Origin of the sequence: Sphingobacterium arenae (assembly GCF_014692505.1) — a bacterium.
Classification (GTDB): domain Bacteria; phylum Bacteroidota; class Bacteroidia; order Sphingobacteriales; family Sphingobacteriaceae; genus Sphingobacterium; species Sphingobacterium arenae.
On sequence record NZ_JACNYK010000002.1, the window covers coordinates 222,345 to 245,547 of the forward strand.

Below are 23,203 nucleotides of genomic sequence, written 5' to 3' on the forward strand. Positions count from 1 at the left end.
CGTGAACTAATTACTCAGATTTTTTCCCATCGGCACTCGTGAATGCAATGCATTTTGTTTAGGTTTGAGTATGTCTACACCCTACATCAACATACACACGCATTGCACCCATGCGCCGACAGAACAAATCTTTCCGCTTCCCAATGTTATTATATCAAAGGACTATTTGTCCCCCTATCCCTGTTCATTAGGCATACATCCTTGGTATATCGAGCTTAATACCAAGGCACAATTAGATGCCCTTCATCAATATGGAACCAAGAAACAGGTTTTGGCTATTGGTGAGTGTGGTCTTGATAAACGCTGCGATACCGAATGGTCTTTGCAGGAATTGATTTTTCGAAAGCAAATCAATTATGCCAATAGTATCCAAAAGCCTTTAATTATACATTGTGTCCGTGCTTATCAAGAATGTCTGGAAATACTTTACGAAGAAAAAGTATCCGTCCCTGTTATCTTTCATGGATTTGAAAAAAAACCTGCTTTAGCAAAACAAATTCTTAGTCTAGGTTATTTTATTAGTTTAGGAAGCGCCATCCTTTCAGAGCAGAAAGGCGAACTTATCCGACAAGTACCACTTAACAAAATTTTATTAGAAACGGATGATAAATCTGTCAATATCATTGATATTTATGCTTATTTTTGCCGCGTTCGAAAAATAGAGATGCAACTCTTAAAAGAAGAATTGTATCAAAATTTTATGCATATATTTAATTATCCGATAGGAAAATGAAAGATTTATCTTGGTTATCAAGAACAGAAGCTTTAACAGGACGTGAGGCATTGGAAAAATTAGCAAATTCACATGTGATGGTTCTCGGTTTAGGAGGAGTAGGTTCGTTTGCGGCAGAATTCATCTGCCGTGCCGGAGTAGGCAAAATGACCATTATTGATGGCGACACTGTAGATCCATCCAATCGAAATCGACAATTGCCAGCCCTTGCCACCAACCATGGTGAAGCCAAAGCACAAATCATGAAAGATCGGTTATTAGCCATCAATCCCGAGCTAGAACTTCATGTTGTCCAAGATTTTATCATACCGGAAAAAATCCCAGCTCTTTTAGCGTCAATTCCCGATTATTGTGTGGAGGCGATTGACAGCATTACGCCAAAACTTTTTTTCATCCGGCATGCACTAGAAGCAAAAATTCCCTTTGTCAGTTCGATGGGTGCTGGCGGAAAAGTAGACCCTACCAAAATCCGCATTGCCGACATCAGTAAATCATACAACTGTAAACTTGCCCACCATATCCGTAAGAAACTTCGCAAGCACGGCATCCGTGATGGCGTTAAGGTAGCCTTTTCAACGGAGCTTCCCGATAAGAAATCCCTACTGTATACCGATGGCAGTAATTTCAAGAAATCTGCTTATGGAACGATGTCCTATTTACCAGCTGCGTTTGGTGGAGCCATCGCTTCCGTGGCCATTCGTGACTTGATTGGCAAGAAAGTTAATTAACATCAACACCCTTCCGTATTACTAATTAAATTAGTAATATTGTATCGTGAACAAACAAAAACACTTTGCTATAGTCGATATCGAAACAACCGGAAGTCACGCGGGTGGAAGTCGTATTACGGAAGTTGCCATTTTGATACATAACGGAAAAAAGGTCGTCGAACGGTATCAAAGCCTCGTTAATCCGCAATGCCCTATCCCTTTCGCTATTCAGATGCTAACGGGTATCACGCCTGATATGTTAGCCGATGTCCCTACTTTCGACGAAATTGCAGAAGATGTATACCACCTTTTGCAAGGCAGAATTTTTGTTGCCCATAATGTAAATTTCGATTATTCCTTCCTGGTGAAAGAACTAAAGCAAGCAGGCTATGATTGGCAAGCACCAAAACTCTGTACTGTTCGGCTATCCAGAAAAATCTTTCCTGGACACCGTTCCTACAGCTTAGGAGAGTTGTGCAAAGTACGCAATATTTCTATTACCGCACGACATAGAGCCATGGGAGATGCTGAAGCAACCGTCGAACTTTTTTCGCAACTTCTTGCACACGATAAAAATCAATATTTGCAAGAGAGCCTGGGCAGAAATATTGAACATCGGCTACCAACTCATCTTTCTTTAGCTCAATTCCAAAGATTGCCGGAATCTACCGGAATCTACATTTTCCGGAATAAAAAAGGGAAAATTATCTATGTAGGGAAAGCAGTCAATATTAAAAAACGTGTGTTGAGCCATTTTGAGGGTATTAGTAGCAGTCTTAGGCGACAACAATTTATCAACGATATTGCGACGATAGATTTTGAGGAATCGGGCACTGAACTCATGGCGCTTCTCATGGAATGCCAAATGATCAAAAAATATTGGCCTATCCATAACCGTGCATTGAAACGCTACGAGCCGAAATTTGCACTTATTCAGTACGAAGATATGAGAGGATATATCAGGCTAGCGGTAAGCAGGGTAGCTGATCATGCTAACAGCGTCCGTTATTTTGAGACCGTACAAGAAGCAAATCAATTCTTAGCTAATTTGTTGGAAGAATTTAACCTGGCTGCTACGCTCTGTACATTCTACTCCCCCGCTACAGAGAAGAGCGAAGACAGAAAAGTAGTTAAAGAAACACTCCCCTCACTGGATGAACACAACCAAACTATAGCTTTTATATTTCAACAACTAACCACCCGTACACGGTCCTTCCTGCTGATCGATCGCGGACGAAACGATGAGGAAAATAGCTACATCTATTTTAAAAAGGACAAGCTCTATGCTTTTGGGTTTGTCGAATATGCCCAACAATGGTCACAAGTGGAGGATGTTGTTTCCTATACCGATAAATGCATCAGTAATTTTTATATGCAACATATTGTCCTACAATATGCAGAGCGCTTTCCGGAGAAAGTCACCATCCTACCTCCATCAGCGCAGCAGTGAGTTTTCTTTCTTAAAACTGAGCACCTTATCTACCATGTTTTTACTTCCGATAACAATAGGTGTCCGTTGATGTAGATGAGACGGTTTGATTCCCAATACGCGCTCTTTACCAGATACTGCCTTCCCTCCCGCTTGTTCTATAATAAATGCCATGGGATTACATTCATAAAGCAGCCGTAACTTACCACTGGGATAACTAGATGTCTCGGGATAAAGAAATACACCTCCCATAATTAAAGTGCGATGAATATCCGCCACCATAGAACCAATATAACGGGAAGTATAGGGTCTCGATGTTACACTATCTTCCTCTTGACAATATTTGATATAATCTTTGATATATTGTGGGAATTTTAAATAATTCCCTTCGTTTACGGAATAAGAATTACCATCTACAGGAACTTGCATATTTGGATGTGACAAACAAAATTCTCCAATAGATGGATCCAATGTAAAGCCATTCACACCTTTACCTGTAGTGTAAACCAACATCGTGGACGAGCCATAAATAACATATCCCGCAGCTACCTGCTCATGCCCATATTGCAATATCTCTTCTTCAGACACGGGGGTATCAAGCCTCTCCCTTCGATAAATAGAAAAGATAGATCCAACGGAGACATTTAAATCAATGTTTGCTGACCCATCCAACGGGTCCATACAAACCATATATTTACCTTTACTTACCGAGTTTTTCAAAGAAACTTCAATACATTCTTCATGCTCTTCAGAAGCAATATAGCAGCATTCTCCCCCTCGTGTCAACGCTTCAACAAATTGTTCGTCGGCATATACATCCAATTTTTTTTGGGCTTCACCTTGTACGTTATGATTCCCATTCTCTCCCAATATATCCACCAGTCCAGCTTTGTTAACCTCACGATTAATCATCTTTGCCGCGATCCCAATATCTCGCAACAACCTCGAAAGTTCCCCTTTTGCATATGGGAAATCAGCCTGTTTTTCAATAATAAATTGACCTAATGTTTTGAATGCCATGATATATAGTTGTTCAGTTTGGTAACAAATTTCACGGTGCAAATCTACACAAGCTAACCTAATTAAAAAACTGATTTTCAGCTTATTGTACGATATACACATATTTATCAGACTGATATTCAACTGCTTATTTTTTATAAAAATTTTCTTTAAACAACTTTTTTCTAAAAAAAAGTTGTACAAAAAAAGCGTCACTTTAAAATTTTGATGCGTCCCACTACCCCGCACTTTTCCCGCATAGAGAATAGTTTACATGTGGCATTAAGAGATTAAGGAAGGGGCAATACAATTGTATGATCCCTCTCCTTAACACTAAAGGTCGCATCCAGATTTTGAGGCTGTAGGAACTCATCCTTACTACTATCCCTATCCTCAAAGATTTGAAGCGACGAGGTTTTGCTTCTTTTGCGGGAAAAAGAAGTTAAAGACAATTAATATTTTCATTATATTTAAGACACATTAGGGAGGTATATTTAAAACATCCAAACAGTGACAAAGAAAAAGAAGATGATAAATAGGTTTATTCCCCGCGATATCAGTTGGTTGAGTTTTAATGACCGGGTATTGCAGGAAGCTGCCGACGCAAGCGTCCCTCTTTCCGAAAGGATTAAGTTTTTAGGTATTTTCTCCAACAATCTTGATGAGTTTTTTCGTGTAAGAGTAGCTGGGTTAAAAAGGGCATTAGCGTTTAACGAAAAACAAGCTAAAGAAATTTTCTTCGAAAAACCACAAATTATCTTAGACCAGATTAACGATATTGTCATTCAGCAGCAACAACAATTTGATCATATCTGGCTAAAAGTGCAAGCTGAAATGGCGAAGGAAAGGGTTTTCATCAAGACCGATGAGGAACTGAATAAGGAACAGCAACAGTTTGTCAAGTTTTATTATGAAGAAGAAGTTGAGTCAAACGTTATCCCATTAATGCTTGACGACGCGCGCACGATGCCCTATCTGCGTGACAAAAGTCTATACCTAGGTATTGCCATGCGGAAAAAAGATTGGGAGTACGAAACACGTTTTGCCATTATTGAAAACCCTACCCGACGCAATGGTCGTTTTTTGCTTCTCCCTTCTCCGGAAGGAGAGAAACACGTCATCCTTTTGGAAGATGTCATCAAATTTAATATACCGTATATTTTTTCTTATTTCGGTTTTGACTCTTTTAAGGCACATGCGTTCAAAATCACCAGAGACGCTGAATTCGATCTTGATAACGACATCAATACCACCTTGGTGGAGAAAATCGAAAAGGGAATTAAAAACCGTAGGAAGGGGAAGCCTACTCGTTTCGTCTTCGACAAGGATATGGATTCGTCTTTAGTGGCTTTCCTGATTAAAAAGCTGAATCTTTCTAAAAAAGATAGCATCATCCCTGGGCAGAAAATTCATAATTTCAAGCATTTTATGGATTTTCCGAAGATTTTTGAATCGGAAAAGCAATCCAAAGTGCGCAGTTCCTTCGTCCATCCTGATTTCGCCGGACGACAACGTATTAGCGACGTCGTTGTTAAAAAGGATGTCCTACTATCCTTTCCATATCATACTTTTCACCCGGTCATTGACCTACTTCGCGAAGCAGCTATGGACCCTGAAGTACGTTCAATATATATCACTATTTATCGTATGGCGGAAAACTCTAAGATAGCCAATGCGCTTATTAATGCTGCAAGAAATGGAAAGGATGTGACCATCATGCTCGAACTTCGGGCCCGTTTCGACGAGGAGCATAACATCATTTGGAAAGAACGTTTCGAAATGGAGGGCGTTAAAGTGCTTTTGGGTATCCCGGAAAAAAAAGTACACGCTAAACTCTGTGTTATCAAAAAAAGGCTGAACAACAAAACAATCCAATATGGCTTTGTCAGTACAGGAAATTTCAATGAAAAAACAGCTAAGATCTATGGTGATTATTGCTTGATGACCAGCAATAGAACAGTGATGGCGGATATCAACAGGATTTTTTCCGGACTAAGAAAGTATAAGGAAGATTTATCACAAGTTTTCAAAGCTTGCAAAAATCTACTTGTCTGTCCGACCAATATGCGATCGACCTTCCTTATACTTATAGATAAAGAAATAGCAGAAGCTCGCGCGGGCAATAAAGCACGTATTATAGTCAAAATAAACTCTTTAAGTGACAAACAGCTTATTAACAAAATATATGAAGCAGCCGCCCAGGGTGTTAAGATTGAAATGATCGTTCGAGGGATTTATTGTGCTGTGAACCAAAAAAATTTTGCCAATCCCCTTCATGCTATCAGCATTGTGGATGAATACCTAGAACATGCCCGTGTGGTATATTTTTACGCAGGGGGCAAAGAACTAGTATATATTTCTTCCGCTGATTGGATGCCTCGGAATCTCGATTTCCGTGTGGAGGCCGCCGTACAAATTACCAACAAAAAAATTAAGCAAGAACTTATTGCGATGTTAGAAATACAATTGAAAGATAATGTTAAAGCTCGGCTTTTGAACAATAAGTTGGACAATACTTACGTGCAAAACGACAAACCGCCCCAACGATCACAATTTGAATTGTATAAATATTTACGAAAAAAAACGAAATGATCATTAATCAATGCCGCTCACACCACCAGAGACAACTAATTTCATCGCATCGGTTGCGCTCATGTCTAAACGTTGTACGTGAGCCGCTTTCACGACGACTACTTGTCCAGCAACCGAGTAAGAATATGGAAAGTAAACAATTACATCGTCAGGTAAACCAATTTTATGAAGGTCGCGCTGTGTGAGAAAGCCGATTTTTCGCAATCCGGTCTCGTTGACCAGTACCAACACCGGTTCATTGAACTTTTTTGCATCACCCACAAAAGCTTCTGTAAAATCCTTGATCGAAGAATGAAGCGTATTAAACAATGGAATCTTATCAATAGTACGTTTTAACCATGCGCGTATTGGTTCAGTTACGAAAGTTGTAAAAACCACCCCTACCAGAATCAAAATAATGAGCACCGTCAAGATTCCAATACCCGGAATATAAAGAGGATGCCCCTGTTCATCTTCTAAAAAATGGGTTGTAAGATTTAAAGCATTATCCAACGATGCAAAGACCCAGACTATAAGAAATATAGCTCCAGCGACCGGTACCGTAACTAATGTACCTTTTATAAGGTAATACAATATTTTTTTTTGTGTAAACTTTTTCATCATAATCTATTTGTCTATCCGTAGAAATATATTCTTTTCACCCTATCGGAAATGTTCACCAGTAATTCATAAGGAATCGTATCAATGCGTTTTGCTGCGTCCATCAAATCCGGAAATACCACAACCTCATCCAATTCGTGTGCCATAATATCCGTGACGTCAAGCATACACATATCCATACAAATAGATCCGACTGTCTTTACTCTCTGTCCGTTTATAGACATCTCTCCTATACCTTCACCAAACCGTCTGCTATAACCATCTGCATATCCTATTTTCACTGTCGCAATCCGGCTTGGTCGATGCAAGAGTCCTTTCCTGTCATAACCAACTGTCTCTCCAGCAGGAAGTTCTTTAATTTGGGTAATGGTCGTCTTTAATTCACCTACTTTTTCCAAACCCATTTCTCCACTCATATCCACTCCATAGAGACCAATTCCCAAACGTACCATATCCATATATGCAGACGGCCAATTTACGATACCTGAAGTATTTGCAACATGACGGATAACTTTATAACCCAATATTGCTTCCAGCTCGTTTACACTTGCCGAAAACATAGTAATCTGTTGCATCGTAAAATCACGATGGTGCCTATTGCCAGCAGCTACCAAATGTGAAAACGCCGTCTTGACCTCTACCTCCGTCGTTGTAGACAATAACGTTGCTAATTCTGCTATCTCATTCGATAAGAAACCCAAACGATGCATGCCGGTATCAATTTTTATATGGATGGGGACAGCTTTCTGTTTACGAATTCGTAGAAAATCTATCAAAGCTTTTAAAATTCGGAAACTGTATATTTCCGGTTCCAATTTGAAGATTAGCAAACTTTCAAACGCTTGCTCGTCCGGGCTCAATACCATTATCGGTAAATCTATGCCATGCTGGCGCAATTCAACACCCTCATCCGCAAATGCGACCGTCAAATAGTCTACCTTATTAAACTGCAAAAGGTTTGCCACTTCATAACTTCCACTCCCATAAGAAAAAGCCTTGACCATAGCCATTAGCTTGACATGGGAAGGTAACATGGAGCGGTATGCTTTCAAATTGTGTTCCAATGCACTAAGATTTATCTCCAGGACAGTTTCATGCGATTTCGCAACCAACAGCTTGCTGACGTCCTCCAAATGATACCGCCTGCTTCCTTTAATGAGAATAGATTCATTCTCTAACGAGATCTCATGCAGATTTTGAACCAGCTCTTCGGTAGAAGCAAAAAATAAAAGTGGCATCTGCAATTTACCCTGCAAGTACCTCAAGGCGCTGCCCACTACAATTATTCGCGTAAGATTTTGCTGTCTCAAGATAGAAAGAAGCTTTATTTGTAGCTTGTCATTCAGCCCTTCCATATCAGACAGAATAAGTGTCTTCTTCTTATGTTGCTGCTGCTGGTGCAAAAAATCTAAAGCGATTTGTAAAGACGCCAAATCATTTGAATACGTATCGTCAATAATGGAGCAATTATTTCGCCCCGTTTTTAGTTGCAAGCGCATCTCTAACGGACGTAATCTGCCGAGCTTATGCACAATCGCATCTAAAGAATAACCTAAAAACAACAGCGTGGTTAAGCAAATTAGCACATCTTCGACGGAACCCTTATCTACAAAAGGCACTGTAAAAGTTGCCATCTCCTGCCTATAGCTTACTTGTATAGACGAGCTACCATCCCGTCTTTCTTCTATGCGTCCTATTTTTACATCATCCCGATCAGACTCGCCAAACGTAAACGTGCGGCTTTCCGCAGGTAGGTATACCTCAAATCCGTAGCGCGAAGGGAAAATAACGTCTTTGGCATGCTTAAAAAGCTTTATCTTCTCCGTTATTTTCAACGCTTTGCTCGCGAAACCATCCGCATGCGCGACCCCAATATTGGTCATAATACCGATATCCGGGCATATCATCGCTTCTAGCTGGTCCATTTCATCCGGCAAACTAATCCCCGCTTCAATAATGGCACAATCATAGTCATCCGAAAGATCCCATAACGATAAGGCTACGCCCAATTGCGAATTATAACTTTTGGGACTTTGATAAACTTTCTTGTCCTCTTGTAATAGCTGTGTGAGCCATTCCTTTACAATCGTTTTGCCATTACTGCCTGTAATCCCAATAACCGGTTTATTAAACTTCTCGCGATGATAACGGGCTAATTTTTGTAAAGCAACCAACACGTCATCTACCCAGAAAAAGCTAGCTTCGGGATACAACATAACATCAATATCTTCACGCGACACAACAAAAGCGCGGACTCCTTTCTGATAAGCATCTGGAATAAAAGTATGTCCGTCACGAACATTCTTCAAAGCAAAAAAAAGACTATGTTCGGCATTTCTTATTTTACGGCTGTCGTAGGCCAAATCATAGATTGGCAGTTCCGTATCACAAATCAGGTGCTGTTTACTATGAATAGGGATAAGAATGGATCCAAGTGTGTACATGATAAATCTCAAAGAACAAATTTCATCAATATTTTCAACAACTAAAAATGAATTATGCATCGTATTTTGTTTTACGAGGTATTCAGGAATAATAGGCATTTTATTTAGGTTTGTGTTATGGAAGAATCTAAGAAACCAAGAAAGTTGTTAACTCCTCTTGAAGCAAAAAGAAAAGCTGAAAATTACTGTGCTTATCAAGAGCGAGCTCAACAGGAAGTAAGAAACAAATTGTATGAATGGGGACTTCATCAAAAAGAAATAGAAAATATCATCGCTCAGCTTATTGAGGACAACTTTGTCAACGAAGAACGATTTGCAAAAGCATACACTTTGGGTAAATTCCGTATGAAGGGCTGGGGGAAAATTAAAATAAAACAACACTTGAAGTTTAAAAAGGTTTCTGAGCCGCTCATCCGACTTGCACTAAAAAGCATAGATATGGATGAATACGACAAAAAAATAGAAGAAACAATACATAAAAAGATAAACAAATCCTTACCGGAACTCTCTTTTAACGAAAAATCAAAACTGGCTAATTATTTGCAATCAAAGGGTTTTGAGAATGACCTTATTTTTGAAAAAATAAATCATCAGGATTAGCGTTTCATTTTTGGCATAAAAAACACAACGATGATGTAATTTTCATAAAAACACCGTTTACACTAGGTTAAAAAATATAAAATTTGTATAATTGTACAAGAGGGAATTACTATTCATTATATGAAAAAAGTTTGGATAACATATATACTTATTCTTCTGGGAGGTGTACTTTGTTTCCAACTTATTCCCGTATGCACTGTGGATGAATATGCCATAAATACGGAGCAAACCTCCAATCAGAATAACGACGCCGAAGAAAGCGAAACAAGACTTAGCTTAGACGACGAGATTATCGCCGAAGCGCTTCTTTCTCCCTATCTTTTACCTCCACCTAAAGATTGCTTTTATCTTTTGCCGGGCAGGCCTCTCCCCTATATTAGTATCAGTCTGCATTTTCCGCCTCCTAACATAGCCTAGTTAGGCTCCTGTTTAAGGAGATATATTCAAAACATAGCACATATTTTGTGTTCGCAACACTGTGGACACCAATTTTTCATATAACATTTTTAAAACACATATTAGCATGAAGACATCTTTCATCATTAAAGGAATTTGTATATTAAGTATTACCATTGGAACCTTTACGTTCAGTCACGGTCAACAACTTCATAAAGACGAAATAAAAACCAATATTGTACAAATTGAGAACTCCACCGAAAAGTTAAAAAATTTAAATCCGATCGTTTATAATTACGATCAAGATAAATTCAAAAACCTTGACTTACCAGCGGGAAACCGTTATGGTTTTCTAACCCGTGACGTAGAAAATGTATTTCCAGATATGATACAAACATCTTCAAAGGTATATATAACTGGGAAAAATACAACTAAAACGGCCAAATACGATGACATTGACAATGAAAGACTAATTCCGGTACTCGTTGCTGCTATAAAAGAACAGCAGGAACAGATTGAGGCCCTGAAAAAAGAAGTAGAACAATTGAAATCCAAATAAATCGACCAGCTATAGGTTAATAACCTTAGGCCATAATATTTTGTATATGGCCTAAGGTATATATTAAGCTATCTAAAATGCGTAAACTAACGCTATTGATGCCTGAGAAGCGTTCTTCGTAGCAGTAAGCCCATCTTTCTTCAAGAAGCTTGACTGGTTATTGTTGTCGAGACGAATTTCCGGAATCAGTGTCAACCCACCGTGTTTCAACTGTGCAGATAGTGTAAATGATGTGAATTGTGCCCCTTCCAATTCTTCTACATCCTTCTCTTTAAAGTATTCCGCGCGAACACCCAAACCTATGTTTTCCGTAAAGTTGTACCGAGGATAAAGTGCTACACCGCTATACCCACCGTCGGACTGAAAAGTATAGTCGGCAGCATTCAGTCCTAAACTCACTTTCGGAGAGAAATCGTAACTAGCCACTAGATCAACCAACGTTCCAGAACTGTAATTGTCTTCGCCACCGTCCGACGAGCCGGTTAGGAAGTTTAAGTAGGCACTGAATCCTTCGATCGGTGTAAGCGCTAACTGCGCGCCTACGTGCGATATACCATTAAAGTCTTGATACACATTCCAATCGTTAAAAAGTCCAGCCATCAACGACACCTTGTCTGAGAAAGCATAAGTTGCTTTGATTCCGGCATTTTGAAATGGTCCCGCACCAAATAAATATGACGTAGAATAATGAAAATTTGAAGCAGGAGAAATTACCTCATAACCAATAAATGTCCCCATATAACCAGCTGTCATATTAAACTTGTCTGTAAAATCGTACGACATATACAGGTTTTGAATATGAAACGAATTGTCTGCATTGTCTGCATTTCCATCTCCGTTCAAGATACTTTGGTACTGCCCACGGGGACCGAAAGCAAGTTCACCGACAAAGGTCGCTTTACCAGTTGATTTTTTTAATCCTAAACCAAGCATACCCAGCGAAATGGAGTTATGATTATTTCCAAAGAACGTACCGATATTTTCTTGTTCTGCAAAATCATATTTCCAGTAGGCATCTGCATAACCGGTGATTTCCAAAGGCGAACTCTCTTGAGCATACGAAAATATTGAAATTAACACAAAAGCGAGTATAGATAACGATTTATTCATGATTTTTATTTGTTTTAATACGTTTTAAAATAAATTTATTAACACAAAACAATAAAAAACCATCAAACACTAAAAAAAAGGCACATAATACATTATTAAAATAAAGAACGAACATGAAAAACAAAAATAAATAACAAAAAATACGTTAGAATGTGATTTTTACTATTTATAAATGCAAATAAAAACAAAAAATATATAAAATATACAATTTTTGAACAAAAAAAATTAAAATTTTAAATAAAAAATCCAAAACAAATCAATTTTATCAGTAAAAATTAAAAATTTATTAGATTTTATGGTTTTTTATTTTGATATTTGAAGTGAAAAACAATTTTACATATCAAATAATCAAAAAAAACAAGGCAAAAATTACTAATTAATCAAAAAAATTAATCAAAAACCAGAAATGAAACCATTATGATTTTTCAAATCACGCAGTGGGATGTACAAACCGAGTTTACGAGCTCTGGAACACCCTCTGTAGATACAGGTGAAAAATCTGATTGCTTCATCAGCTTTAAAAACAAATTAAATAAGATGAAAAAGATTCTCCCATTTGGACTCCTCGCGTTAGCTGCAATCTTAGCATTGCTCGCTCCATCAACTGAGGTTACTACCGTCACGGAAAGCAATATCGATACAGGCGATACAGCCTGGCTATTGATGTCTGCAGCGCTGGTATTGTTAATGACACCGGGTTTGGCATTTTTCTACGGCGGTATGGTTCGCAAAAAAAATGTGATATCTACCATGTTACAAAGTTTCGTATGTATGGGCCTTATCACGATTATTTGGGTTGTATTTGGCTTTAGCCTTGCCTTTGGTGAAGATATTGGCGGCATAATCGGCAATCCTTCCACTTTCTATATGATGAAAGGTATGTTAGGCAATGACGCATGGTCGGCATTACCGACCATTCCAATAGCATTGTTTGCTATGTTTCAATTAAAATTCGCCGTAATAACTCCAGCACTCATTACAGGGGCCTTTGCCGAACGTATTAAATTCAATGCATATCTTATTTTCATTACTTTATTTGTTATCTTCATCTATGCTCCGCTAGCACACGCTACCTGGCATCCTGAAGGCCTTTTAGCCAACATGGGCGTGCTCGACTTCGCAGGTGGAACTGTTGTCCATATGTCGGCTGGTTGGGCTGCATTAGCTTCCGCATTATACTTGGGCAAACGTAAAGAACAGGTACATACACCTGCCCGTATCAGTTATGTCATCTTAGGAACGGGGTTACTATGGTTTGGATGGTTCGGATTCAATGCCGGTTCGGCAGGAGGCGCTAACGAAATAGCCGCTTCTGCGTTCGGAACCACAACCACTGCATCAGCCGCAGCAGCGATGGCTTGGATTTTCTTTGACATCCTGCGAGGGAAAAAGCCGTCGGCAATGGGGGCCTGTATCGGTGCAGTTGTTGGATTGGTAGCTATCACACCAGCCGCTGGTTTTGTAACGATCCCCCATTCATTGGTTATCGGTATTGTAGCGGCTGTTATTAGTAACTTAGTGGTTATCTGGAGAACGAAAAAAGGTATTGATGATACATTAGATGTCTTCCCTTGCCACGGTGTTGGTGGTATGGTGGGGATGTTGTTGACCGCCGTATTTGCACATAGCAACGTCAACAGTGCTGTGGAAACCAACGGGCTTTTCTTCGGTGAAACCGGACTTTTCGTTGCCCACTTAATTGCCCTTGTCGGTGCTTCGGCGTTCGCTTTTTTCGGGTCTTTACTTCTCTTGAAAGTAACTGATCTCCTGGCATCATTACGTGTTAGTGAAGAAGCAGAAAACGTAGGGCTGGACATGAGCCAACACAACGAAGAACTTTAAATTCATAAAACAAATTCATGAACTGGCGCAATTTAAATGAATTGCGTCAGTTCATTCATTAGACAAACGCAGTTAATAAAACCTACACATAATCATTTTTTGCTAATTCTTACAGACGATGTTCTCCATGTTAGATTCAGGGATATATCATAGACACAAAACACCATATTTAAACTAAAATAACCGCAATTGCGGATTATTTAATTTTTCCAAATCAGCATCGTAAAAATTAGAGATTGTCACCCCCAAAAGTCGTACTTTTTTATCTTCCATGTTTGCTTTGCTGAAAAGATCGGTTACCTGTTGAAAAATATCATCTGCAACATTTAGATAGAACATGCTTGTTTTACTTCTCGTTATCTGGGTAAAATCTGCAAATTTTATTTTCAAAGTTACGGTACGGCCTTGCTTTGCTTTTTCTTCTAGTCTTTTCTCCAATTTTCCGCACAACTTTTTCAGCTCTTTCAGCATCTCCTGTTCCTCTTTAAGGTCGGTTTCGAAAGTATCTTCTATGCTAATCGATTTGACAATCCTATTCGGCTTGACTGGACGACTGTCCTCCCCCCTGACCATGTGGTAAAAAAATTTACCTGATTTCCCAAATCTCCGAATCAACTCGTTTTCACTAAACTGCTTCAGTTCTTTCCCAGTATGTATACCCATACTTTTCATTTTATGAGCCGTTACTTTGCCTACGCCAAAAAACTTTTCGATAGGAAGCTGCTCTAAAAAAGCAATAATTTTAGAAGGTCCGATAAACGTTAATCCATCCGGTTTCTGATAATCCGATGCAATTTTTGCAATAAATTTATTGATAGACACACCTGCTGAAGCCGTCAGTCCTAATTCTTCACAAATGGCAGTTTTGATCGCTTTGGCGATTTCAATAGCCGATCCTATTCCCTGTTTATCTTCCGTCACATCAAGGTAGGCTTCGTCTAGCGAAAGTGGCTCTATCAAATCGGTATATCGCGTAAAAATTGCCCGTATCTGCTTTGAAACTTCCCGATATATATCAAATCGGGGTCGTGTAAACATCAGGTGCGGACAAAGTTGTAACGCTTGCCGGGAAGACATCGCCGAGCGGACTCCGTATGCGCGTGCCTCGTAACTCGCTGTCGCCACCACGCCTCTACCATCCGGCGAACCTCCTACTGCAAGTGCTTTGTTCCGTAATTCCGGAAAGTCACGTTGCTCCACCGAAGCATAAAATGCATCCATGTCAATATGGATTATTTTTCGCGTCTTTTCGCTCACAATTTTCTCCAATTATCTTATCTGTACTAGAATTGTACCGCCCATTCCTTAACAGTAAAGGTCGCATCCAAATGTTTTACAACTGCATAAACTCATTCTTGTACTATCCTTCATGTAAAACATTTGAAGCGACGATTTTTGCGCGTCTTTTTCTAAAAAAGACGCAAATAGAAGATTCCTATTTCTTTCCAAAATTAAAATGAAATTTCGTAACCAAGTATAGTATAAAGTAAAACCAATAAACATTATCTTTGGCATTTTGCTATACGTATTAAAAATACATTTTTTATAACCATACGCATGAAGATTAAAATTGGACTATTGTTAATGACCACAAGTAGCCTTTTATTTACACTCCAAAGCCGAGCGCAGGAACGAGATGACCGGGCAACTATCTTAAATTTCAAAGGGATACAATACATGAGTAATGACTCGTTATTTTACACCAATTTTAGATTTCGGATGCAAAATAGACTCGGCTTCAATAATGTGTTGGATAACGAAGACAACGATAAGTTCGACGCCCGAATCCGCAGACTACGTTTGCGGATGGATGGTTACATCTATACACCTAAAATTTCTTACTCTATCCAGTTAGCGTTTACGCGCGGTGATCAGGATTTTGACGATAGCGGTGTTCCAAATATCGTACGTGATGCAGTGATTTTTTACAATTTTACTGATGACTTTTACATTTCTTTCGGACAGAATAAATTACCCGGAAATAGACAACGTGTTAACTCGTCCAGTCAATTGCAATTTGCCGACCGGTCTTTGGTTAATAGCAACTTCACGGTCGATCGTGACTTTGGTATGTCGTTTAACCTAAGTAAAAAAATTGGACAGATGCCTATCAATGCAAAAGCGGCCATCTCGACGGGCGAAGGACGTGCAGCGTTAGGGACGGATAATGGTTTAGCATATACCGGTCGTGTTGAATTTTTACCCTTGGGAGATTTCACCAACGATGGTGATTATTCCGAAGGTGACCTTGAGCGTGAAGAAACACCGAAACTTTCCATTGGAGGTGGGTATAGTTACAACGACCGCACGACCAGAGAAGGCGGGCAGCTTGGACGGTATGTAAAAAATCCGTTCACACTTAAGACCTCTTTTGCCGATGCAATCTTCAAATATCAAGGATTTGCTTACCAGGTCGAATACATGCGTCGTGACGTGGATGATCCGTTTAACATTGTAGACGACCAATTCAACCAGGTTGACGGACCTGAAGAGGAGCTAACATATGCACAAAAGGGTTGGGGTGTAAACCAACAAGCCTCCTATTTACTCAATAAAGGTTACGAAATAGCTACGCGATATACCTACATAAAGCCAGATCAACAATTACGAGATTACGAAGACCAGCTAGAAGTCATCGAGCTCGGATTAACCAAATACGTGAAGGCACACCGGCTTAAATTTCAAATCAACGCAAATTATACCGTATCCCATGGTGATTTTGGTAACAACTATAACAAGAACGCATGGGGGGGAACTTTCCAGATTGAATTGGGGATATAAAAAGGAGAATTATGAAATATTACCTCATTGCTGGCGAGACCTCTGGAGATTTACACGGTGCTAATCTGATTAAAGCTTTAAAAAAAGAAGACGCAGAAGCTAGCTTCCGTATTGTGGGTGGAGATCAGATGTATGAGGCATCTGGACAAACGCCTTTGATACATACGTCGGAAATGGCATTCATGGGGTTTGTGGAGGTGATCAAAAATCTCGGAAAAATCCGAAAAAACCTAAGGTTGGTCAAAGAGGATATTACTACGGAAAATCCAGACACCCTGATCTTAATAGATTTCCCGGGGTTTAACCTTAAAATAGCGGAATTTGCAAAAAAAATCGGTATCCGCGTTTGCTATTATATCTCGCCAAAAATCTGGGCATGGAACCAAAGTCGGGTCCATAAAATCAAGAGAGTCGTTGACCACATGTTCTGTATCCTCCCTTTTGAAGTGGATTTCTATAAAAAATATAATTATGCGGTAGATTATGTTGGTAATCCCTTGTTGGATGCGATAAGTCAATACAAGTTCAATGCCGCTTTCAAACAAGACAACGGACTCAATGAACGTCCTATTATCGCCCTGCTACCCGGCAGTCGGAAAATGGAAATTGAAAAACTATTGCCCGTTATGGTTGATTTGTATTATCTTTTCCCAGCACATCAGCTTGTTATCGCCGGCGCACCCAATTTTGATAAAGATTACTATCGGCAATATATTGGAGATTTACCAATAAAGGTCGCTTTCCACCAAACATACGATCTCCTCAAATATGCGGAAGCCGCCGTGGTGACGAGCGGTACTGCTACATTAGAAGCCGGTATATTAAAGGTTCCGCAGGTTGTGGTGTACAAAGCGAATGCGCTCACTGTGTTTTTAGCTCGCCGACTGGTGAAAGTCGAGTTTATTTCCTTAGTGAACCTTATCAACGGTTTTTTATCTGTCCGGGAGTTTATTCAAGAAGAATGTAATACGCGCACTATTGCCGACGAGCTTGGTGAGCTGATTACGAATAAAGAACACCGCACCAGTGTAATGGAAAACTATGACTTACTAGCGGAGAAACTTGGTTCACCGGGAGCATCGGAAAAAGCAGCAAAACTTATTGTTCAATATTCTTCCGATGAAGCAAACTAAACTATTTGATTTTTTGTTATTCTAATATAACGTACGCAAATAGTAGAAGTCATGAAATTAACGCACGTATTAAGTATAATCTTCCTCTTCCTAGGCGTTTCATTCCTATCGTTAGGATATGCGCAAGAGGAACATATTGCTCGATTAGAATTGGGTAAAAAGAAAAAGAAAACCTTTAGCAGCCGGGATTCTTCTGCGGTTATCTATATTGATACACTGATCATGAAAGATAGGTCGTCTTTACAATTTTACGGAAAAAAAGATGTCAAATTGATTGTAAAACATGCAGAAATCGGAAAAGGTGCATTTATTAGCGGTATAGGTGGACGAAATAACGCTTCAGACTTCGATATCGACATCAAGCTTACAAAATTGGGTTCCTTATATGTCATTGCCCGTGGGCAAGATGCGATGAATGGAACGAAGACAGACCCAAACGGCGACGGTGGTCAAGTGAATTTCAAATACGATCCGAATGGAATTACACCACAAACAGAAGATAAAAAACAAGCGAACTACGTTTATATCGATGTGTCTGCCGGTGGCCGAGCCATTAACCCTCTCTCTGATCTAAATCAGATTTATTCACGTATAGCCACATCCGCCCCTGGTCTCCGTGGTTTACCACAAGGCCAAGTTTACTCAGGTTCACCAGGCAGAGAAGGAAAGGCAAATATTACAGTAAAAGAATAACGAAAGATTAATTATTTCTTCCTACTACAATTTTCAATAAGTTATCGTAATCAAAATACGTATTCGCTATACGTTGCACATCCGCAGTAGTCATGTTGCGGATGATTTCATTATAACGTGTATAATAGGATAAGTCGAGTCCATAGAAATACACCGCTTTAAACTTATCGGCATGCGAGAAAATAGACTCAATGGTTCCTAGAATGGAACCCAGAATATAATTTTTCACCAACGCAACCTCCTCTTCAGGAGCCTGGGTGTTGTGTAAAATATCAAACTCTTTTTCTATCTCTGCTAACGTTTTATGTGTATTTGTAATGTCTACTTCCGCGGCAATCGTAAAAAAACCCGTGTGTTGCAAACTAGCAAATGCAGAGCCAATACTATAGGTAAACCCTTTGTCTTCACGGATGTTTCGCATCAAACGAGAACCAAAATAACCACCAAGAAGTGTATTCACAAACTGTATTGCCGGGAAATCGGGATGTATACGATTAATGGCTGGCATACCTAGTCGGATAGCAGATTGTAGAGCGTCCGTACGTTCTTCTATAACAGTTTTCGGTATAAAAACTGGAAATTCGGGTGTCAGGATGTTGTTTATGCGTACAGTGTTTGCCCACTGAACGTCGAACAGTTCTCGTATTTGTTTTAAAACATCACCGGTGATATTTCCTGACAAAATCAATGTGCAGTTTTGGGGTTGTATTTGCTTTTGATATAAAGCAACCAAATCCTCCTTATTTAGCTTATCATAAGCTTCTTTGGTAGGAACACGGCCGTATCTACTTTCTCCAAACAAAGTTGTGAAAAACAGCCGTCGCGCTACATATTCATTTTTTTGTAAAGATATTTGTAGCGTCTGCTTATTGTTTCGAATATATGTTTCTAGCTCCGCTTCCGGAAAAATAGCATTATTCAATATATCGTGTACAACAGGTAAAACCGCACTTAGATGTTTATTCAATGAATAAAGTGTTAATGCCGTTTGATCAAAACTATATTCCGGCATAAGATAAGCACCATAAAAATCGATTTCCGCTGCGATTTGTGCACTCGTCCGTGTTTCCGTACCTTCTTTTAACATGTGGCAAGCACAGGTATGTAGAAGAGAATTTTCTGAACCGTCGAATATATTCTGAAAAATAAATTCAGCCTTTACCAACTCTTGTGTGGGTGCATTGAAAACAAAAACGCGTAATCCATTATCAAAAACCACCTCGTCTGGTTGGACAAGAGTAATATCCTGTATGTCATGACGTAACGGTGCTATAACTCTATTCAGCATGTTGTTGTTTTTTAGCATAATAAATAAGGGTGGACGAATTTTCTGGAATAAAAATTTCTTGCGCCATTCGTTGAATAGCAGACGGTGTTATGGCAAGGTATCGATCTACTTCTTGATTATACCAATCTGCATTTCCCAGCACTTCAAAAAAAGCCAAGTTCATGGCTTTATCCAAAATAGAAAGCTCTGCAAATACCATTGTTGATTCAATTTTGTTCTTCACCTTCTGCAATTCCGCATCGTTCATCAGCTCGGTTTTCAATATATCGAGTTGGTTCCACAACAATGTCTCTGCCTCTGCCATGTCTACATGCGGTAACGGTTTCCCTTCCACAACGATAAGATTCGGGTCAATAGAACCACACACATAAGCATTCACTTCGCTGAACAGAGGCTGGTCTTTCACCAAAGCCCTATAGAGTCTAGAAGAACTTCCACGCGAGAGTATATCCGACAACAAATCCATTATCGGATAATCCGGATGCGTACGCCCTGGACCATGAAAAGCAATGTAAATGCTATTTACCGGTACATCCGCATGTACTTCCTCTCGTCTCGGAGCTAATTGCTTGGGTTCTACAGGCAATTTCCGTATGGGCTTAGGTCGCATGGGGATATCGGCAAACCATTTTTCGGCCAATGCTTTTACTTGATTAAATGTTACGTCTCCAGCGACCACCATAATGGCATTGCTCGGTACATAATGCTTAAAGAAAAATGCTTTCACATCTGCCATAGTTGCCTCCTCAATATGGCGAAGTTCCTTACCGATTGTTGCCCAGCGATAGGGATGTTCTTTGTAAGCAAGTGGCCGTAAACGCAGCCAGACATCGCCATATGGTTGATTAAGGTAACGTTGTTTAAATTCTTCACTTACTACATTTCGCTGCACGTCCAGACTTTGCTCGCTAAAAGCCAGACTCAACATCCGATCACTTTCTAACCAAAATGCTGTTTCCAGATTAGCAGACGGCAGCGTAATATAATAATTGGTAATGTCATTGCTTGTAAAAGCATTATTTTCCCCACCAACTTCCTGCAGAGGTGTATCATAGTTTGGAATGTTGACAGAACCGCCAAACATCAGATGCTCGAAAAGATGGGCGAAGCCGGTTTTATCCGGAGATTCGTCTCGTGCTCCCACATCGTATACTATATTCACACAGGCCATCGCTGTGGTATGGTCTTCGTGTACCAATACACACAAGCCATTATCAAGTGTAAAACGCTGATAATTAATCATAAAAAACTATTATAGGTTAGACTGTCCAGTCTACTCCTTTTTTTAATAAAGACAATGTTCTTTCCTCTTCCGAACCAGCTTTCGGTTTAAAATCATACGCCCAATTGGCCTGTGCCGGTAAACTCATCAATATGGACTCTATACGCCCATTCGTTTCTAATCCGAAACGGGTTCCGGCGTCATACACCAAGTTAAATTCTACATAACGGCCTCTACGTAACAATTGCCATTCTTTCTCCTGTGGGGAGAATTTACGATGTCTGTTACGGTTCACCAATTCCGTATAAGTCGGTACGAAAGTTCGGCCCAGATCACAGGAGAATTTAAAAAGCTGTTCATCGGTCAGCCCTGTTTTTTCAGGTGTTAGCTTATCGTAAAATACACCGCCTACCCCTCGTGTTTCTTGACGATGTTTAATATAAAAGTAATTATCGGCCCACGTCTTAAATTCTGAATAAAAAGTAGGATTATGTCTGTCACATACGTTCTTCATCATGTGGTGAAAAAATCGTGCATCATCTTCAATTATATAGTGCGGAGTAAGGTCAATTCCGCCCCCGAACCAACGAATATTTTCCCCTAATTCAAAGTAACGTATATTCATGTGAATTATCGGTACCCATGGGTTATTGGGGTGAATAACAATAGAAACACCCGTCGCGAAAAATTCATCCTCTTCCACTTTAAAGGATTTTTTGACGGAATCCGGTAATTTACCTTGAACGGCAGAAAAATTAACACCGCCCTTTTCTAATATATCGCCATGTTGTATAATACGTGTTCGACCGCCGCCGCCGCCCTCCCGCTGCCATAATTCTTCGACAAAGGTGGATTTTCCATCTAAAGCTTCTAACCCATGCGTAATTTCATCCTGGATGGATTTATACGTTTCGGCTATCTGTTCTTTTGTTAAACTCATTTACGTTAATTTTTCTAGCAATTTCTTAACTTCTAAATTTGCTGGCTGCCGGTGATATAAGATTTCGTAGACCATTTGGCAAATCGGCATATCCAACTGATATCGTTGAATAATGTTCTGAATACATGCAGAGGCATAATAACCCTCGGCCACCATATTCATCTCCAATTGTGCCGATTGTACCGTGTACCCCTTCCCTATCATGTGTCCAAAAGTGCGGTTTCTACTGAATTGTGAATAGGCTGTTACTAGAAGATCACCAAGATACGCTGATGTCTTAATATCCCGATCAGTCTCCGGATCTATTGCCGATAAGCAGGTTTCCATTTCCCGGATCGCGTTTGAAATCAGTACGGCGATGAAATTGTCACCTAGTCCTAGCCCGTGACATATACCTGCAGCCAATGCGTATATATTTTTAAGTACAGCTCCATATTCTACGCCAAAAACATCACCGGAAAGAACGGTATTGATATACCGTCCGCGTATAAGTGTTGCAACACGTTCGACAGTACGTTCATCTTTCCCTGCCAAGGTTAAATAAGATAGCTTTTCTGAAGACACCTCCTCGGCGTGGCAAGGGCCTCCAATAACGATGATATTTTCTAAAGGAACCTGATACGTTCTAGTCAGGTAATCGCCGACGATAAGATTATCATTTGGAATAATTCCTTTGATAGCGGATACAACAATTTTATCTGAAAAATCCTTAATTTCAACCTCTTTTAGCGCTTCTTTTAAATATGCAGAAGGCGTATTTAATACAACAATATCTGATTGTTGAACAACAGATCTTACATCCGAAAATAAACGACCAGGCTTCACGGAGACATTTACAGCACTCAAATAACGGGGGTTATGACCATAAGATCGAATATATTCCAAATCTTCTTCCTTTCTAACCCACCATAAAATATCTTTCTTTTCTGCATTATCGCCAAGCATCTTGATCATAGCCGTTGCCCAACTTCCACTCCCTACGATGCCTATCTTTTTCACAGATTCATCCATATTAGCTTCTTCCTTATAAAGGTTACAAATATACGCTTTTACAATAGATTATTTTTCGTCCTGAAAAATTGCTAATTCATTCGAATACACATGCGAAATAAAGAGATAATCTTCTTTTTCA

General features: G+C 39.5%; 20 protein-coding genes. 11 read left to right on the forward strand and 9 right to left on the reverse strand.

Going from position 1 to position 23,203, the window contains the following annotated elements; translation table 11 throughout:
• The first annotated feature begins 70 nt into the window (after positions 1–70).
• Genes H8B17_RS07415 through H8B17_RS20595 form a run of 3 tightly spaced genes read left to right on the forward strand, consistent with a single transcriptional unit; the run spans position 71 to position 2,893 of the window.
• On the forward strand, positions 71–733 hold the full coding sequence (locus tag H8B17_RS07415; protein WP_190308571.1) for a TatD family hydrolase: 663 nt from the start codon (positions 71–73) through the stop codon (positions 731–733).
• A complete protein-coding gene (locus H8B17_RS07420; protein ID WP_148918772.1) occupies positions 730–1,461 on the forward strand; it encodes a tRNA threonylcarbamoyladenosine dehydratase in 732 nt (243 codons plus the stop codon). Before H8B17_RS07415 ends, H8B17_RS07420 begins: the two co-directional genes overlap by 4 nt.
• A gap of 46 nt (positions 1,462–1,507) precedes the next feature.
• Positions 1,508–2,893 carry an exonuclease domain-containing protein gene (locus H8B17_RS20595; RefSeq protein ID WP_190308572.1) on the forward strand — a complete coding sequence of 462 codons (1,386 nt, stop codon included), beginning with the start codon at positions 1,508–1,510 and terminating at the stop codon, positions 2,891–2,893.
• Here H8B17_RS20595 and fbp read toward each other — a convergent pair.
• A complete protein-coding gene (gene fbp / locus H8B17_RS07430) occupies positions 2,879–3,895 on the reverse strand; it encodes a class 1 fructose-bisphosphatase (protein ID WP_190309443.1) in 1,017 nt (338 codons plus the stop codon). The two genes, H8B17_RS20595 and fbp, sit on opposite strands and share 15 nt — an antisense overlap.
• Positions 3,896–4,399: 504 nt before the next feature.
• Here fbp and ppk1 point away from each other — a divergent pair.
• Positions 4,400–6,463 carry a polyphosphate kinase 1 gene (gene ppk1 / locus H8B17_RS07435; RefSeq protein WP_223816421.1) on the forward strand — a complete coding sequence of 688 codons (2,064 nt, stop codon included), beginning with the start codon at positions 4,400–4,402 and terminating at the stop codon, positions 6,461–6,463.
• A 3-nt stretch (positions 6,464–6,466) separates the two neighbouring features.
• On the opposite strand, the gene H8B17_RS07440 is transcribed toward ppk1, so the two are convergent.
• Both H8B17_RS07440 and H8B17_RS07445 read right to left on the reverse strand, forming a co-directional pair.
• The gene (locus H8B17_RS07440; RefSeq protein ID WP_380933483.1) at positions 6,467–7,066 is read right to left on the reverse strand and encodes a DUF502 domain-containing protein; all 600 of its coding nucleotides are present in this window, start codon (positions 7,064–7,066) and stop codon (positions 6,467–6,469) included.
• A gap of 11 nt (positions 7,067–7,077) precedes the next feature.
• Entirely contained in the window at positions 7,078–9,567 is a 2,490-nt protein-coding gene (locus tag H8B17_RS07445) for a bifunctional UDP-N-acetylmuramoyl-tripeptide:D-alanyl-D-alanine ligase/alanine racemase (RefSeq protein WP_223816422.1), read from the reverse strand.
• Positions 9,568–9,624: 57 nt separating this feature from the next.
• Between H8B17_RS07445 and H8B17_RS07450 the strand changes: the two genes are divergently transcribed.
• From H8B17_RS07450 to H8B17_RS07460, 3 genes are all read left to right on the forward strand, one after another.
• Positions 9,625–10,107, forward strand: coding sequence for a regulatory protein RecX (locus tag H8B17_RS07450; RefSeq protein WP_190308573.1), 483 nt, complete (start codon positions 9,625–9,627; stop codon positions 10,105–10,107).
• Positions 10,108–10,227: 120 nt separating this feature from the next.
• Positions 10,228–10,524: a hypothetical protein gene (locus H8B17_RS07455; protein ID WP_190308574.1), complete on the forward strand. Its 297-nt coding sequence runs from the start codon at positions 10,228–10,230 to the stop codon at positions 10,522–10,524.
• A 106-nt stretch (positions 10,525–10,630) separates the two neighbouring features.
• Positions 10,631–11,062, forward strand: coding sequence for a tail fiber domain-containing protein (locus tag H8B17_RS07460; RefSeq protein ID WP_190308575.1), 432 nt, complete (start codon positions 10,631–10,633; stop codon positions 11,060–11,062).
• 72 nt (positions 11,063–11,134) lie between these two features.
• Here the strand turns inward: H8B17_RS07460 and H8B17_RS07465 are convergent, their stop codons facing one another.
• On the reverse strand, positions 11,135–12,172 hold the full coding sequence (locus H8B17_RS07465) for a porin (protein WP_190308576.1): 1,038 nt from the start codon (positions 12,170–12,172) through the stop codon (positions 11,135–11,137).
• 537 nt (positions 12,173–12,709) lie between these two features.
• Between H8B17_RS07465 and H8B17_RS07470 the strand changes: the two genes are divergently transcribed.
• Complete coding sequence (locus tag H8B17_RS07470) at positions 12,710–14,014, forward strand: ammonium transporter (RefSeq protein WP_190308577.1); 1,305 nt, start codon at positions 12,710–12,712, stop codon at positions 14,012–14,014.
• A gap of 174 nt (positions 14,015–14,188) precedes the next feature.
• Here the strand turns inward: H8B17_RS07470 and dinB are convergent, their stop codons facing one another.
• Entirely contained in the window at positions 14,189–15,235 is a 1,047-nt protein-coding gene (dinB, locus tag H8B17_RS07475; RefSeq protein WP_380933487.1) for a DNA polymerase IV, read from the reverse strand.
• Positions 15,236–15,571: 336 nt separating this feature from the next.
• Here dinB and H8B17_RS07480 point away from each other — a divergent pair, with 336 nt between their 5' ends.
• The 3 genes from H8B17_RS07480 to H8B17_RS07490 are packed head-to-tail and all read left to right on the forward strand — an operon-like array spanning position 15,572 to position 18,621.
• Entirely contained in the window at positions 15,572–16,795 is a 1,224-nt protein-coding gene (locus tag H8B17_RS07480) for a porin (RefSeq protein WP_190308579.1), read from the forward strand.
• Between the two features lie 11 nt (positions 16,796–16,806).
• Complete coding sequence (gene lpxB / locus H8B17_RS07485) at positions 16,807–17,928, forward strand: lipid-A-disaccharide synthase (protein WP_190308580.1); 1,122 nt, start codon at positions 16,807–16,809, stop codon at positions 17,926–17,928.
• Positions 17,929–17,979: 51 nt separating this feature from the next.
• Positions 17,980–18,621 carry a hypothetical protein gene (locus tag H8B17_RS07490; RefSeq protein WP_190308581.1) on the forward strand — a complete coding sequence of 214 codons (642 nt, stop codon included), beginning with the start codon at positions 17,980–17,982 and terminating at the stop codon, positions 18,619–18,621.
• 7 nt (positions 18,622–18,628) lie between these two features.
• On the opposite strand, the gene H8B17_RS07495 is transcribed toward H8B17_RS07490, so the two are convergent.
• Genes H8B17_RS07495 through H8B17_RS07510 form a run of 4 tightly spaced genes read right to left on the reverse strand, consistent with a single transcriptional unit; the run spans position 18,629 to position 23,082 of the window.
• Positions 18,629–19,909 (reverse strand): M16 family metallopeptidase, encoded by a 1,281-nt coding sequence (locus H8B17_RS07495; protein ID WP_190308582.1) that lies wholly within the window; start codon positions 19,907–19,909, stop codon positions 18,629–18,631.
• Complete coding sequence (locus tag H8B17_RS07500) at positions 19,899–21,152, reverse strand: M16 family metallopeptidase (RefSeq protein ID WP_190308583.1); 1,254 nt, start codon at positions 21,150–21,152, stop codon at positions 19,899–19,901. Before H8B17_RS07500 ends, H8B17_RS07495 begins: the two co-directional genes overlap by 11 nt.
• Positions 21,153–21,168: 16 nt before the next feature.
• Positions 21,169–22,071 (reverse strand): oxygen-dependent coproporphyrinogen oxidase, encoded by a 903-nt coding sequence (gene hemF / locus H8B17_RS07505; protein ID WP_190308584.1) that lies wholly within the window; start codon positions 22,069–22,071, stop codon positions 21,169–21,171.
• Complete coding sequence (locus tag H8B17_RS07510; protein ID WP_190308585.1) at positions 22,072–23,082, reverse strand: NAD(P)H-dependent glycerol-3-phosphate dehydrogenase; 1,011 nt, start codon at positions 23,080–23,082, stop codon at positions 22,072–22,074.
• Positions 23,083–23,203: the final 121 nt, after the last annotated feature.